The sequence below is a fragment of the Methylomonas koyamae genome (assembly GCF_006483455.1).
GTDB lineage: Bacteria > Pseudomonadota > Gammaproteobacteria > Methylococcales > Methylomonadaceae > Methylomonas > Methylomonas koyamae_B.
In genome coordinates this window covers 1-15,023 of the sequence record NZ_PPPU01000056.1, presented here as the reverse complement: position 1 = coordinate 15,023, position 15,023 = coordinate 1, and the positions used below count along the sequence as shown (strand labels likewise).

Annotated in this window: 11 protein-coding genes and 1 tRNA gene; all 12 read left to right on the top strand. The window is 49.4% G+C overall.

Annotation, left to right across the window (positions count from 1 at the left end; genetic code table 11):
- Positions 1-53 precede the first annotated feature (53 nt).
- The 12 genes from C2U68_RS19835 (at position 54) to fusA (ending at position 14,979) form a co-directional block, all read left to right on the top strand.
- A tRNA-Trp gene (locus tag C2U68_RS19835) sits at positions 54-129 on the top strand.
- Between the two features lie 37 nt (positions 130-166).
- Positions 167-547 (top strand): preprotein translocase subunit SecE, encoded by a 381-nt coding sequence (gene secE / locus C2U68_RS19830; RefSeq protein WP_140914203.1) that lies wholly within the window; start codon positions 167-169, stop codon positions 545-547.
- Entirely contained in the window at positions 547-1,080 is a 534-nt protein-coding gene (gene nusG, locus C2U68_RS19825) for a transcription termination/antitermination protein NusG (protein ID WP_140914202.1), read from the top strand. The genes secE and nusG overlap by 1 nt, the downstream gene beginning before the upstream one ends.
- Positions 1,081-1,178: 98 nt before the next feature.
- A complete protein-coding gene (gene rplK / locus C2U68_RS19820) occupies positions 1,179-1,610 on the top strand; it encodes a 50S ribosomal protein L11 (protein ID WP_140914201.1) in 432 nt (143 codons plus the stop codon).
- A complete protein-coding gene (gene rplA / locus C2U68_RS19815; RefSeq protein ID WP_140914200.1) occupies positions 1,610-2,305 on the top strand; it encodes a 50S ribosomal protein L1 in 696 nt (231 codons plus the stop codon). The genes rplK and rplA overlap by 1 nt, the downstream gene beginning before the upstream one ends.
- Before the next feature lie 180 nt (positions 2,306-2,485).
- On the top strand, positions 2,486-2,980 hold the full coding sequence (rplJ, locus tag C2U68_RS19810; RefSeq protein WP_140914205.1) for a 50S ribosomal protein L10: 495 nt from the start codon (positions 2,486-2,488) through the stop codon (positions 2,978-2,980).
- A gap of 48 nt (positions 2,981-3,028) precedes the next feature.
- The gene (rplL, locus tag C2U68_RS19805; RefSeq protein ID WP_064022735.1) at positions 3,029-3,400 is read left to right on the top strand and encodes a 50S ribosomal protein L7/L12; all 372 of its coding nucleotides are present in this window, start codon (positions 3,029-3,031) and stop codon (positions 3,398-3,400) included.
- Positions 3,401-3,526: 126 nt separating this feature from the next.
- On the top strand, positions 3,527-7,603 hold the full coding sequence (gene rpoB, locus C2U68_RS19800) for a DNA-directed RNA polymerase subunit beta (protein WP_140914199.1): 4,077 nt from the start codon (positions 3,527-3,529) through the stop codon (positions 7,601-7,603).
- A 59-nt stretch (positions 7,604-7,662) separates the two neighbouring features.
- Positions 7,663-11,874: a DNA-directed RNA polymerase subunit beta' gene (rpoC, locus tag C2U68_RS19795; RefSeq protein WP_313901424.1), complete on the top strand. Its 4,212-nt coding sequence runs from the start codon at positions 7,663-7,665 to the stop codon at positions 11,872-11,874.
- A 134-nt stretch (positions 11,875-12,008) separates the two neighbouring features.
- A complete protein-coding gene (gene rpsL / locus C2U68_RS19790; protein ID WP_013820393.1) occupies positions 12,009-12,383 on the top strand; it encodes a 30S ribosomal protein S12 in 375 nt (124 codons plus the stop codon).
- Positions 12,384-12,396: 13 nt separating this feature from the next.
- Entirely contained in the window at positions 12,397-12,867 is a 471-nt protein-coding gene (rpsG, locus tag C2U68_RS19785) for a 30S ribosomal protein S7 (protein ID WP_140914198.1), read from the top strand.
- 18 nt (positions 12,868-12,885) lie between these two features.
- Positions 12,886-14,979, top strand: a complete 2,094-nt coding sequence (fusA, locus tag C2U68_RS19780) for an elongation factor G (RefSeq protein ID WP_140914197.1) — start codon at positions 12,886-12,888, stop codon at positions 14,977-14,979.
- Positions 14,980-15,023: the final 44 nt, after the last annotated feature.

The window sequence follows — 15,023 nt, the reverse complement described above, 5'->3', positions numbered from 1 at the left end:
CTTCTATTGTCGAGTAATTCTCGGTTTTTGGCTGAAAGTACATTTTCTGAAATAGGTCAGTAGTTCAATTGGTAGAGCAGCGGTCTCCAAAACCGCAAGTTGGGGGTTCGAGTCCCTCCTGGCCTGCCACTCAGAAAATTATTTCAATTTATTTCAAATCTGATAAATGAACGCACACGCAGAAGAAGTCACCTCTGTAGGTGATATTGTAAAACTGTCATTGTCTTTGCTGGTTGTCGTAGCGAGCGTTGTCGCGTTCTACTATTTTTCCGACATTCCGCTGCTTTATAGAGTCCTGGCTTTGTTGGCTTTGCTGGTTTCGGCAGCTGGTCTTTGCTTTGCTACGGCCAAAGGGCGTGGTTTGTGGGGTTTTATTTTAGAGTCAAAACAAGAATTCAAGCGGATTGTTTGGCCAACAAAAGACGAAGCCGTTCGCACGACGCTAATGGTGTTCTTGATGGTCTTTGTGGTCGGTTTGATACTCTGGTTGCTTGATATGTTTCTGTTTTGGGGTGTCCAGCTACTGATGGGCCAGGGAGTTAAGTAATGTCGCTTCGCTGGTATGTGGTTCACGCATATTCCAATTTTGAGAATAAAGTAAAGCAAGCTCTGGAAGAGCGAATCAAGCGAGAAGGCTTGCAAGAATATTTCGGTAAGATCCTTGTGCCGACCGAAGAGGTTGTTGAGATGAGGATGGGGCAGCAGCGTAAAAGCGAGCGGAAATTCTTTCCGGGTTACGTACTTGTCCAAATGGAATTGAATGACGAGACGTGGCATCTTGTTCGGAATGTGCCTAGAGTTTTAGGCTTTATCGGTGGTGCTTCGGATAGGCCCTCGCCTATCTCAGAGAAGGAAGCGATGGCGATATTGAGCAGGGTTGAAGAAGGTGTCAATAAGCCGCGGCCTAAAGTGCTATTTGAAGTGGGCGAAGTAGTAAGAATCATAGATGGTCCATTCAAAGACTTTAACGGCAATATCGAAGAAGTAAATTACGAAAAAAGCCGTTTACGGGTTTCTGTTTTGATTTTTGGTCGTTCTACTCCTGTTGAGCTTGAGTTCGGCCAAGTCGAAAAAATTTAATTCAGTGATGTTTCATTAAAAATCCCTGCCATTCGCGTGGCCGGGATTTTTGTTTCTTGGGGAGCTTGTAAAGCGCTATAACCCGTTCGGAGTATAAGATGGCAAAAAAAATTGATTCCTATATCAAATTACAGGTAAAGGCTGGTGAGGCTAATCCGAGTCCGCCAGTCGGGCCAGCGTTGGGTCAACGTGGCGTCAATATTATGGAGTTCTGTAAGGCGTTCAATGCCAGGACCCAGGATGTGGAAAAGGGCTTGCCTTTACCCGTTGTAATCACTGTTTACAGTGATAAAAGTTTTACTTTCGTTACTAAAACCCCGCCAGCTTCCATATTGCTGAAAAAAGCAGTTGGCATTAAAAGTGGAAGCAGCAAGCCAAATTCCAATAAAGTTGGCACTGTCACCAGAGCGCAATTGGAAGAAATAGCGAAAACCAAGATGGAAGACTTGAATGCAGCTGATATGGAAGCCGCGATCAGAATTATCGCGGGAAGCGCTCGTAGCATGGGCTTGAATGTGGAGGGCGTGTAATGGCTAAAATTTCGAAAAAAGCTAAAGCAATTAAAGAAAAGGTTGTGCGTAGCAAACAATATTCTGTTGGCGAAGCGGTGGCTCTGCTGAAAGAATTTGCTAATAGCAAATTTGATGAATCCATCGATGTCAGTGTTAACTTGGGCGTCGATCCGCGCAAATCTGACCAAAACGTGCGCGGCGCTTCTGTTTTGCCTCATGGTACAGGGAAAACAGTAAGAGTTGCCGTTTTCACTCAAGGGCCGAATGCTGATGCTGCACGCGAAGCAGGCGCTGACGTAGTTGGAATGGACGATCTTGCCGAACAAGTAAAACGTGGTGAAATGAATTTCGACGTCGTTATTGCTTCTCCAGACGCTATGCGTGTTGTGGGTCAGTTAGGTCAGATATTGGGTCCAAGAGGTCTGATGCCAAACCCGAAAGTGGGCACTGTTACCCCGGACGTAGTGACGGCGGTAAAAAACGCAAAGTCTGGTCAAGTCCGATATCGTACCGATAAGGCTGGCATTATCCATTGTTCAATCGGTAAGGTTTCGTTTGACGAAAATGCGCTCAAACAAAACCTCGAGTTTTTGATTGCCGATTTGAAAAAAGCCAAGCCGACTGCGGCAAAAGGTATTTATCTGAAAAAAATCTCACTGTCTTCGACCATGGGGCCGGGGCTGTGGATCGATCAAGCTAGCATCGAGATTTAATATTCAAAAACTTTGGGTTGCCGGACTACACCGGCAACCGTCAAAGACCGTAGGGGCTTAGGCTTAATTATCCTACGCAGACGGGAGCTGGAACCAAAAGGTGAAAGATACCCGTAAGGGGCATCGCAAAGATGCGTTTTATTGATTCTGATGAAAATCAGAAACACACCGGAGATAGATGTGGCACTCAATTTAGATGGCAAAAAAGTTGTCGTAGAGGAAGTTGCTGAATTCGCCGCTAAAGCCCTTTCTGCGGTAGCCGCAGAATATCGTGGTTTGACTGTTACTGAGCTAACCAAGCTTAGAAAAACCGCGAGAGAGACGGGTGTTTATTTGCGAGTCGTAAAGAATACGCTGGCAAAACGCGCAGTCGCCGGAACCGAATTCGAATGTATGCAAGATGGGTTGGTTGGGCCACTGATCTTGGCTTTTTCGATGGAAGATCCAGGCTCTGCCGCTCGGCTGGTGAACGATTTCGCGAAAGAAAACAACAAGCTCGTCGCCAAAGTGGTAGCGATCGGCGGCCAAGCGTTTGGCGGATCGGAGCTGGAGCGGTTGGCGAGATTGCCGACACGCGATCAAGGTATCAGTATGCTGATGTCTGTAATGAAAGCCCCTGTCGAGAAATTGGCTCGTACATTGGCGGCTGTCAGAGACGAAAAAGAAGCGGCATAAATTCGCAACCTACGATATACAACTTTTAAATATTAGAGGACTAATAAAATGGCAATTTCAAAAGAAGACATCTTAGAAGCAGTTGCGAATATGACTGTGATGGAAATCGTCGACCTGATTTCCGCGATGGAAGAAAAATTTGGCGTTTCTGCAGCCGCTGCGGTCGCAGTTGCGGCACCCGCTGCAGCTGCGGCTGTAGTTGAAGAACAAACCGAGTTCGATGTAATTCTTACAGGTTTCGGCGATAACAAAGTCGCTGTAATTAAAGCAGTTCGCGGTCTGACCGGTCTGGGTCTGAAAGAAGCTAAAGACGCCGTAGAAGGCGCTCCAACCACATTGAAAGAAGGCGTCAGCAAAGCTGAAGCTGAAGCAGCTAAGAAGGAACTTGAAGAAGCTGGCGCAACCGCCGAAATTAAATAAGCATCTTGATTGCTGCATATCTGGCGTAAGCCTACCAAACCGGGCTGACGGCATCTTGCCGTCGGCCTTTTACTGCTTGTAAAAAGCAGTACAAATAATCTCTGACGACGAAGGTATAGAAGCAATATGGCCTATTCTTTTACCGAAAAAAAGCGTATCCGTAATAATTTTGGGAAAGGTACAGAGGTACTTGACGTCCCATATCTCTTAGCGACACAAATAGATTCCTATGCGAATTTCCTGCAGTCCGGTGTGGAGCCCGATAAACGGCGAAGCCAAGGATTGCATGCTGCGTTCTCCAGCGTATTTCCGGTGGTCAGCCACTCCGGTTACGCCGTATTGGAATATGTTAAGTATCGCTTGGGAGAGCCTGCTTTTGACGTAAGAGAATGTCAGCAACGCGGTGCGACGTTTTCGGCGCCGCTCAGAGTGTTGGTGCGTCTGGTCATTTACGATAAGGATGCGCCCGCCAATACGAAAGTTGTCAAGGATATTCGCGAACAGGAAGTCTATATGGGTGAACTGCCCTTGATGACTGACAATGGCACTTTCGTAATTAACGGCACCGAGCGAGTTATCGTTTCCCAATTGCATCGGTCGCCCGGTGTATTCTTCGACCACGACAAAGGCAAAACTCATTCATCTGGAAAGCTGCTATTTAACGCGCGGGTAATTCCGTATCGCGGCTCTTGGTTGGATTTCGAGTTCGATCACAAGGACGCCGTATACGTGCGTATCGATCGGAGACGTAAAATCCCAGCCACTATTTTATTGAGAGCGTTGGGATACGAAAACGAAGAGATGATCAAGATTTTCTTCGATACCAATAAGTTCTCTTTAAGCGCCGATAAATTGATGTTCCATCTGATTCCTGATCGCTTGCGCGGCGAAATGGCTGTGTTCGATATCAAGTACGACGGCAAGGTGTTGATCGAAGAGGGCCGGAGAATTACCGCGAAGCATGTTCGGCAGTTGGAAAAAGCTGGCGTCACCGAAATCGAAGTGCCTCGCGACTATTTGTACGGCAAAATTCTGGGACACAACGTTATCGACAAGTCAACCGGCGAATTGCTGGCCAGCGTCAACGATGAAATTACCGATAACCTGCTGCAAAAACTGATCGACGCCGACGTGCCCGAGATTAACACTCTGTACGTAAACGATCTGGATCGTGGGCCTTACATTTCCAATTCAATGCGTTTGGACACCACAACCAATCGGTTGGAAGCGTTGGTTGAGATATATCGGATGATGCGCCCGGGCGAACCGCCTACCGTGGAGTCGGCCGAAAATTTATTTGAAAACCTGTTTTTTACCGACGAGCGTTACGATCTGTCTGCAGTCGGACGAATGAAATTTAATCGCCGTTTAGGTCGGGAAGAGACCGACGGTCCCGGTACCCTTAGCAAAGAAGATATTATTGATGTCCTGAAGGAACTGATTAAAATCCGGAACGGCAATGGCACCGTGGACGATATCGACCATTTGGGAAATCGTCGCGTCCGCTCTGTCGGTGAAATGATCGAAAACCAATTCCGCATCGGTTTGGTGCGGGTCGAGCGCGCAGTCAGAGAGCGCTTGACCCTGGCCGATTCTGAAGGCTACATGCCACAGGAAATTATCAACGCCAAACCGGTGTCGGCGGCAGTGAAGGAATTTTTCGGCTCCAGCCAGTTGTCGCAGTTCATGGACCAAAACAATCCCCTGTCACAGGTGACGCACAAACGCCGGGTGTCTGCCTTGGGTCCCGGCGGTTTGGCCAGAGAGCGCGCGGGCTTCGAGGTTCGCGACGTTCATACCACGCACTACGGACGGGTTTGTCCAATCGAGACGCCCGAGGGCCCGAATATTGGTTTGATTAACTCGTTGTCTGTTTATGCCAGAACCAACGAGTACGGTTTCCTGGAGACGCCTTACCGGAAGGTGGTGGACGGCAAAGTGACCGATCAAGTCGATTACATTTCCGCTATTGAAGAAGGCGAATATGTCATCGCTCAGTCCAGCGTGGCTGTCGACGAGAACGGTAAATTGGTAGAAGGCCTAGTGTCGTGCCGTTATAAGGACGAATTTACCTTGGCCTCTTCAGAAACCGTGCAGTATATGGATGTGTCCTCCAAGCAGATCGTTTCTGTAGCGGCATCGATCATTCCGTTCTTGGAGCATGACGACGCTAACCGCGCCTTGATGGGCTCTAACATGCAACGCCAAGCGGTTCCGACTTTGCGTGCGGAGAAGCCTTTGGTCGGTACCGGTATGGAGCGGGTTGTAGCAAAAGACTCCGGGGTGACGGTGGTTGCTACCCGTGGCGGTAGGGTCGAAGCTGTCGATGCCGGCCGGATCGTGGTTCGTGCCAACGACGACGAGACGGTCGCCGGCGTACCGGGTGTGGATATCTATAATTTGATCAAATATACCCGCTCCAACCAAAACACCTGTATCAATCAAAAACCATTGGTCAAACTGGGCGACATCGTTAACAAGGGCGACATCCTGGCCGACGGCCCATCCACCGATTTGGGTGAGCTGGCATTGGGCCAAAACATGTTGATCGCTTTCATGCCATGGAACGGTTACAACTTCGAGGACTCGATCCTGGTATCGGAGCGGGTCGTGAAGGAAGACCGTTTCACGACGATTCACATCGAAGAAAAAACCTGCGTGGCCCGGGAAACCAAACATAGTCCGGAAGAAATCACAGCCGATATTCCAAACGTCAGCGAGGAAGCGCTTTCCAAGTTGGACGAGTCGGGGATTGTTTATGTCGGGGCCGAAGTGAAAGGCGGCGACATTCTGGTCGGTAAGGTAACTCCGAAAGGCGAAACTCAGCTGACGCCCGAAGAAAAGCTGTTACGGGCGATTTTCGGCGAGAAGGCTGCCGATGTGAAAGATACTTCTTTGCGGGTGCCAGGCAACGTTCGCGGTACGGTGATCGACGTACAAGTCTTCACTCGCGATGGCGTTAAGAAAGACAAACGAGCGCTGGAAATCGAAGAAGCGGAAATCAAGCGTTACCGTAAAGATTTGGATGACCAGTTGAAAATCGTAGAACACGATATTTTCGCCCGGGTTAAGACGCTGCTGACCGGTAAAAAAGCCGAAAAGGGACCGAACGGTTTGAAAAAAGGCGAGGAAATCAGTGCCGATTATTTGGATCAATTGACTCATTCCGAGCTGCTGAAAATCAGAACGCTGGATGAAGACGCGAACCTGCAATTGGAAACCGTTGCCGAGCAGGTCGAACAACAGCGTAAGGAATTCGACGAGCGCTTCGAACAGAAGAAGAAAAAAATCACAATGGGTGACGATCTCGCTCCAGGCGTGCTGAAAATGGTCAAGGTTTATTTGGCCGTGAAAAAACGCATCCAGCCTGGTGATAAAATGGCCGGCCGTCACGGTAACAAAGGGGTTATCTCGCAAATCGTGCCGATCGAAGACATGCCCTACACGGCCGATGGCAACCCGGTCGACATTTTGCTCAATCCGCTCGGCGTACCCTCGCGGATGAATGTAGGGCAGGTGTTGGAAACCCACTTGGGCTGGGCGGCGAAAGGTTTGGGTATCAAGATCGGCAAAATGTTGGAGGCGCAAGCCAAGGCCGCTGAAATTCGCGGTTTCCTGGAAAAGATTTATAACTGCAGCGGCAAAAAAGAAGATTTGAGCCTGTTCAGCGATAAAGACATTTTGGAATTGGCGCTGAATTTGGTCAGCGGTGTACCGATGGCAACACCGGTATTCGACGGTGCTTCCGAAGAAGACATTCGTACCATGTTGCGGCTTGCCGATTTACCGGAGCATGGCCAAACGGTGCTGTACGACGGCCTTACTGGGGAACCGTTCGAGCGCGAAGTGACGGTAGGCTATATGTATATGCTTAAACTGAACCACTTGGTGGACGACAAAATGCATGCCCGTTCGACCGGTCCATACAGTCTGGTGACCCAGCAACCGTTGGGCGGTAAAGCCCAGTTCGGTGGCCAGCGCTTCGGCGAGATGGAGGTTTGGGCATTGGAAGCCTACGGCGCAGCCTACACATTGCAGGAAATGTTGACGGTCAAGTCGGACGACGTGACAGGCCGAACCCGAATGTACAAAAACATTGTCGACGGCAACCATTCCATGGAAGCCGGCATGCCGGAATCGTTTAACGTATTAGTCAAAGAGATACGTTCCTTGGCGGTAAATATCGAGATGGAGCAAGAGTAGTCGGTCTAACGCGACTAGATTTCGGACGATATCGGTAACATTTTGAAGAGGGTGAGCTCTTGAAAGATTTAATGAATTTCTTAAAGCGTCAAGGCCGTACAGACGATTTTGACACTATACGTATCGGTTTGGCTTCTCCGGACATGATTCGCTCATGGTCTTACGGTGAAGTCAAAAAGCCTGAGACGATCAATTACCGGACCTTCAAGCCGGAACGCGACGGTTTGTTCTGCGCAAAAATTTTCGGGCCGATTAGCGATTACGAGTGCTTGTGCGGTAAATATAAACGCTTGAAACACCGTGGCGTGATCTGCGAAAAATGCGGCGTCGAAGTGACTTTGTCCAAAGTTCGGCGCGAACGTATGGGCCATATCGATTTGGCTAGCCCGGTAGCGCATATTTGGTTCTTGAAGTCTTTGCCGTCGCGTATTGCGCTGCTGCTGGATATGACTCTGCGTTCGATCGAGCGCGTGCTTTATTTCGAAACGTTTGTGGTGATAGATCCCGGCATGTCTCCGCTGGAGAAAGGCCAGTTATTGACCGACGAAGAATATTTGAACGCGGTTGAAGAGCATGGTGACGATTTCGTCGCGAAAATGGGTGCCGAGGCTATCTACGATTTGTTGAAGTCGATCGATTTGAAAGACGAAATCAACAAGTTGCGCGAAGAGATCAATTCGACCAATTCCGACACCAAAATCAAGAAATTTTCGAAGCGATTGAAGGTGATCGACTCCTTGCTGGCATCGAATAATCGCCCGGAATGGATGATTATGACGGTGTTGCCGGTGTTGCCGCCCGAATTAAGGCCTTTGGTGCCATTGGACGGCGGCCGCTTTGCAACGTCGGACTTGAACGATTTATACCGCCGCGTTATCAACCGCAATAACCGTTTGACGAGGTTGTTGGATTTGAACGCGCCCGACATCATCGTGCGTAACGAAAAGCGGATGCTGCAGGAAGCGGTGGATGCATTATTGGACAACGGCCGCCGCGGCCGGGCCATCACCGGTAGCAATCGTCGGCCGTTAAAGTCCTTGGCCGATATGATCAAGGGCAAGCAAGGTCGTTTCCGGCAGAACCTGCTGGGGAAACGGGTGGACTACTCCGGCCGTTCGGTAATTGTGGTAGGACCGACGCTGCGTCTGCACCAGTGCGGATTGCCGAAAAAAATGGCGCTGGAGCTATTCAAGCCGTTTATTTTCAGTAAGTTGCAGCTGCGTGGCTTGGCGACAACCATCAAGGCGGCCAAAAAGATGGTCGAGCGCGAAGGCGCTGAAGTTTGGGACATTCTCGAAGAAGTGATCCGCGAACATCCGGTGCTGTTGAACCGTGCGCCGACGTTGCACCGTTTGGGCATTCAGGCATTCGAGCCGACCTTAATCGAAGGTAAGGCTATTCAGTTGCATCCTTTGGTTTGTAGCGCTTTCAATGCCGACTTCGACGGCGACCAGATGGCGGTCCATATTCCGTTGTCTGTGGAAGCACAGTTGGAAGCCCGTACTCTGATGATGGCGACCAATAATATTCTGTCTCCCGCAAACGGCGAGCCGGTTATCAATCCGTCGCAAGACGTGGTTTTGGGGCTCTATTACATTAGCCGTGAGAAAATTAACGCGGTTGGCGAAGGTAGCGTTTTCTCCGATGTGTCCGAAGTCATGCTGGCTTTGGATAGCAAAGCAGTCGAATTGCAGACCAAGATTCAGGTGCGAATTACCGAAAAGCTAAAAACCGCCGAAGGTGAATTCGAAACGATTGTGAGCCGTAAGCAAACTACAGTCGGGCGTTCCATCATCTGGGGTATCGTGCCAGACGGCATGCCTTATGAGTTGGTCAATGTCGATATGACTAAAAAGAATATATCGCGGCTGATCAACTATAGCTACCGTTACCTGGGGATCAAAGAGACCGTTATTCTGGCCGATAAGATCATGTATCTTGGCTTTAAGTACGCGACTCGCGCAGGTGTGTCATTTGGTATCGAAGACATGGAAATTCCGCTGAAAAAGGCCGACATTATTCGGGCTGCGGACGCCGAGGTGAGCGAAATTCAGAATCAGTACGCATCCGGTTTGGTTACCGACGGCGAACGCTATAACAAAGTTGTCGATATTTGGTCCAGAGCCAATGACCAAGTGGCGAAAGTCATGATGGAAGGCTTGGGGGAGGATGAGGTCGTCAATAAAGCGGGTGAAACCGTCAAGCAAAAATCGTTCAACTCCATCTTTATGATGGCCGAGTCGGGAGCGCGGGGTTCCGCGGCTCAAATCCGGCAGTTAGCCGGGATGCGCGGTTTGATGGCGAAGCCGGACGGTTCGATTATTGAAACGCCTATTACGGCTAACTTCCGCGAAGGTCTGGATGTATTGCAATACTTTATTTCGACCCACGGTGCTCGCAAAGGTCTGGCTGACACGGCGCTTAAAACGGCGAACTCTGGGTATTTGACCCGGCGCTTGGTCGACGTCGCCCAGGATCTGGTCATTGCCGAGTTCGATTGCGGTACTCAAAATGGTTTGACCATGATGCCGATTATCGAAGGCGGCGATGTAGTAGAGCCTTTGGTTGATCGAGTTTTGGGGCGTGTGGCTGCAATTGATGTTACCGAGCCTGCCGGGAATAAAGTTTTAATACCGGCGGGTACAATGATCGATGAAAATTTGGTCACTGTGCTGGAAGAGAACGGTATCGATAAAATGCTGGTTCGCTCGGTAATCACTTGTGAGTCGCGGCATGGTGTCTGTGCTAAATGCTACGGCCGGGATTTAGGTCGAGGTCATTTGGTCAATATTGGCGAAGCTATCGGTGTTGTAGCTGCGCAGTCGATTGGTGAGCCGGGCACGCAATTGACTATGCGTACCTTCCATATTGGCGGTGCGGCATCGCGTTCGGCTGCGGTCAGCAACGTACAGGTTAAATCGAGTGGTACGGCGAAGCTCAATAATTTGAAGACTGTTAAAAACCGCGAGAATAACTTGGTTGCTGTATCCAGATCCGGCGAGGTCGGCGTGATGGATGACTACGGCCGTGAGCGCGAGCGTTACAAGATTCCTTATGGCGCCGTTTTGTCGGTAGCCGACGGTACACCGGTTAGTGCTGGTGACATCATCGTCAATTGGGATCCACATACTCATCCGGTTATTACTGAGGTGGATGGTTTCATCCAATTGATCGACTTTATGGATGGAATCACAGTACAGGAGCAGTCTGACGAGGTTACTGGTCTGACGTCTCGGGTGGTTACGGATCCAAAACAACGGACCTCGGCCGGTAAAGAGCTGCGACCAATGGTTCGGTTGATAGATGAGCAAGGCGGCCAGATTAATTTGCCTGGGACTGATATCCCGGCTCAGTATTTCTTGCCAGCCGGCGCTATCGTAGGCGTTAAAGATGGCGGTGAAGTTAAGGTCGGTGACGTATTGGCGAGAATTCCGCAAGAATCTAGTAAAACTCGCGATATTACCGGTGGTTTGCCACGTGTTGCCGATTTATTCGAAGCTCGCAAAACCAAGGATCCTGCCATTCTTGCAGAAGCAACCGGTATGGTGTCGTTCGGTAAAGAAACCAAGGGTAAGCAACGCGTCATTATTACTGATTCCGAAGGTGAGCAGTACGAGACATTGATTCCCAAATGGCGGCATATCACGGTGTTCGAGGGTGAATTTGTCGACAAAGGTGAAACGATCGCCGAAGGCGAGCTGACTCCTCACGACATCCTGCGTCTGCGTGGAATTGAAGAGCTAGCTGATTACTTGGTTAAAGAGATTCAAGACGTTTATCGCCTGCAGGGTGTAAAAATCAATGACAAGCACATTGAGGCAATCATTCGGCAAATGCTGAGAAAGGTTGAAATTACCGCCTCGGGAGATACTGATTTTGTTAAGGGCGAGCAGGTAGAGCGGACCTTGATTAACGCGGTTAACGATCAAATTGAAAGGGAAGGAAAAATCCCTGCAAGTTACGACTCGTTATTGCTGGGTATCACTAAAGCTTCTCTTGCTACAGAGTCGTTTATTTCTGCGGCTTCGTTCCAAGAAACTACTCGAGTGCTTACCGATGCGGCGGTGCGCGGCATCAGTGACAGCCTGAACGGACTGAAAGAGAACGTTATCGTTGGGCGCTTGATTCCTGCTGGAACCGGGCTGGCCTACCACGAGCAGCGACGGAAAAGAAGGTCTGCTGAGTTCGCATCCTCGGCGGACGCATCTAGTCAGGCCATGGAAGCCGTTGATGTGGAAGAGGCCTTGAAACAGGCGTTGAATATTGAATAGCCTTAAAAAGACTTGACCTGATTACCTTGTAAAGGTATCATGCTCTGCTCGAATCGACCAAGTGATTTGGGCGGAGTAATGTCATTTGTGGAAAGATATTACTTATTAACATTGCATATTCGGAGTAGTTAAGAATGGCCACGATCAATCAGTTGGTCCGTAAGCCTCGCGCTAAAAAAATAGAAAAAACCAATGTTCCGGCATTGGAGGCGTGCCCGCAAAGAAGGGGTGTTTGTACGCGCGTGTACACCACGACGCCAAAAAAACCTAACTCGGCGTTGCGCAAAGTTGCGCGGGTGCGGTTAACCAATGGCGCTGAGGTAAGTAGCTATATCGGCGGCGAAGGGCACAATTTGCAGGAGCACTCTGTGGTCTTGATTAGAGGTGGTCGGGTAAAAGATTTGCCGGGTGTGCGCTATCACGTGGTTCGCGGTAGTCTTGATACGTCGGGCGTAAAGGATAGAAAGTGCGGTCGTTCAAAGTACGGCGCAAAAAGGCCTAAGAAATAAGGGTTGGTAACAGATGTCAAGAAGAAGAGTTGCTGCAAAAAGAGTAATAAATCCTGATCCGCGCTTTGGTAGCGATATGCTTTCAAAGTTTATGAACATGATTATGGTAGATGGCAAAAAATCAGTTGCCGAAAAAATCGTGTATGGTGCGCTCGATGTTATCGAGAGCAAAGGGCACAAAGAGTCTCTGGAGTTGGTTTCCAAGGCGCTAGAAAATGTTCAGCCTCGGGTCGAGGTTAAGTCAAGAAGGGTGGGTGGTGCGACTTATCAGGTCCCAGTAGAAGTCCGTCCTGCACGAAGATTGGCTCTTTCTATGCGTTGGTTGATTGATGCGTCCCGCAAAAGGAATGAAAGGACAATGGCTGCCAAATTGGCCGGTGAGTTACTGGATGCCTCTGAAGGTCGCGGTGCGGCAGCTAAGAAGCGGGAAGATACCCACAGAATGGCTGAAGCTAATAAGGCGTTTGCGCATTATCGTTGGTAATCAGGTCTGGGTTTCGTTGTGTCTCGAAAGACGCCTATAGAGCGTTATCGTAACATAGGCATAATGGCGCATATAGACGCTGGAAAAACAACGACTACTGAACGGATACTTTACTACACTGGGGTCTCGCACAAAATTGGCGAGGTTCATGACGGCGCTGCTACCATGGATTGGATGGAGCAAGAGCAAGAGCGTGGCATAACTATTACATCCGCGGCCACGACCTGCTTTTGGGCTGGGATGGGTGGTGGGCGAGAGCAGTATCGTATCAATATTATCGATACTCCAGGTCATGTCGACTTTACCATTGAGGTTGAGCGTTCGCTTAGAGTGCTAGATGGCGCCTGCGCGGTTTTCTGCGCAGTCGGAGGTGTAGAGCCGCAATCCGAAACCGTTTGGCGGCAGGCTAACAAATACAAAGTGCCCCGTGTTGTATTCGTCAACAAGATGGATCGAGTCGGGGCAGATTTTCTTCGGGTGGTCGAGCAAATAAAAAGTCGCTTGGGGGCTTCGGTTGTTCCAATGCAGTTACCGATAGGCTCTGAAGACGCGTTTAAAGGTGTGATTGATCTTCTGAAGATGAAGGCCATTTACTGGTCTGAAGCCGATATGGGTTTGGCATTTACCGAATCGGAAATTCCGGAAGAACTGGTTGCCAATAGCCTTAAGTGGCGCGAATACATGTTTGAGTCGGCGGCCGAAGGAAGCGACTCATTAATGGATAAGTATCTGGAGCAAGGAGAGCTTACGGATGCAGAGGTAATATCAGGAATACGGGCCCAGGTCCTAGCAAATAAGCTGGTGCCTGCCTATTGCGGTTCAGCCTTTAAAAATAAAGGTGTGCAGTGCCTGCTGGATGCGGTAGTAGACTTTTTGCCGTCACCAGTCGATATCGGTTCGGTTTGTGGATTGAGCGATGCGGGCGAAAGTGTTTATAGGTCGGCAGCAGATAACGATTCGTTTTCCGCCTTGGCTTTTAAAATCGCATCCGATCCATTCGTAGGAACGTTAACCTTTATTCGGGTTTATTCGGGGGTGCTTAAATCAGGCGATACGGTGCTCAATTCGACGAAGAATAAAAGAGAGCGCGTCGGCCGTATCGTGCAGATGCATGCCAATAGCAGGGTAGAGATAAGCCAAGTTAGAGCGGGTGATATTGCGGCCTTGGTTGGTTTGAAGGAGGTTACGACAGGCGACACGTTTTGTGATATGGCGGCGCCTGTGTTGTTGGAAAAAATGGAGTTTCCGGAGCCGGTTATTTCCGTTGCAGTAGAGCCAAAAACCAAAGCAGATCAAGACAAATTGGCGGTTGCGCTGGCAAAGCTGGCCCAAGAGGACCCGTCCTTTCGCGTAAGTACCGATCCTGAGTCCGGGCAGACAATTATTGCTGGCATGGGCGAGCTACATCTTGAGATTATCGTTGATCGGATGAAACGGGAATTCAGCGTTACCGCCAACGTAGGGGCTCCCCAGGTCGCTTATCGTGAAACAGTGACGAAAGTCGTTGAAGCAGAAGGTAAATTTGTTAGGCAAACCGGGGGCAAAGGGCAGTACGGCCACGTTTGGTTGCGCATTGAGCCTGGTGAGCTAGGCTCAGGCTACCAGTTCGTCAATGAGATCGTGGGTGGCATAGTTCCTAAAGAGTATGTCCCGGCCATTGACAAAGGTATTCAGGAGCAAATGGAAAACGGAGTGTTGGCTGGTTTTCCAGTGGTTGATGTAAAGGTTAGTTTATTCGATGGTTCATATCATGATGTCGATTCGAATGAAATGGCTTTCAAAATAGCAGGATCTATCGGCTTTAGGGATGGAGCAAAAGCTGCAAACCCAGTGTTGCTGGAGCCTATCATGAAAGTAGAGGTAGTGACTCCCGAAGAAAATATGGGAGATGTCGTCGGCGACATTAACAGGCGCAGAGGGCTGATTCATGGCGTGGAAGATGTTCCAGCTGGTAAAGTGGTCCAGTGCGAAGTGCCTCTAGCGGAAATGTTCGGTTACGCTACCGATCTTAGGTCGGCCACGCAAGGACGTGCCACTTATAGTATGCAGTTTGAAAAATATAACGAAGCACCTGCAAATATTGCGGAAGCGATTATTAGAAAAGTATCTTAAGTTTTTAAATATCAGGTATTGAATCATGGCTAAAGAAAAATTTG

Excerpts from the sequence above, each read along its gene's own strand:
- secE (WP_140914203.1), top strand. The coding sequence starts at position 167 with ATGAACGCACACGCAGAAGAAGTCACCTCTGTAGGTGATATTGTAAAA.
- nusG (WP_140914202.1), top strand. The coding sequence starts at position 547 with ATGTCGCTTCGCTGGTATGTGGTTCACGCATATTCCAATTTTGAGAAT.
- rplK (WP_140914201.1), top strand. The coding sequence starts at position 1,179 with ATGGCAAAAAAAATTGATTCCTATATCAAATTACAGGTAAAGGCTGGT.
- rplA (WP_140914200.1), top strand. The coding sequence starts at position 1,610 with ATGGCTAAAATTTCGAAAAAAGCTAAAGCAATTAAAGAAAAGGTTGTG.
- rplL (WP_064022735.1), top strand. The coding sequence starts at position 3,029 with ATGGCAATTTCAAAAGAAGACATCTTAGAAGCAGTTGCGAATATGACT.
- rpoB (WP_140914199.1), top strand. The coding sequence starts at position 3,527 with ATGGCCTATTCTTTTACCGAAAAAAAGCGTATCCGTAATAATTTTGGG.
- rpsL (WP_013820393.1), top strand. The coding sequence starts at position 12,009 with ATGGCCACGATCAATCAGTTGGTCCGTAAGCCTCGCGCTAAAAAAATA.
- rpsG (WP_140914198.1), top strand. The coding sequence starts at position 12,397 with ATGTCAAGAAGAAGAGTTGCTGCAAAAAGAGTAATAAATCCTGATCCG.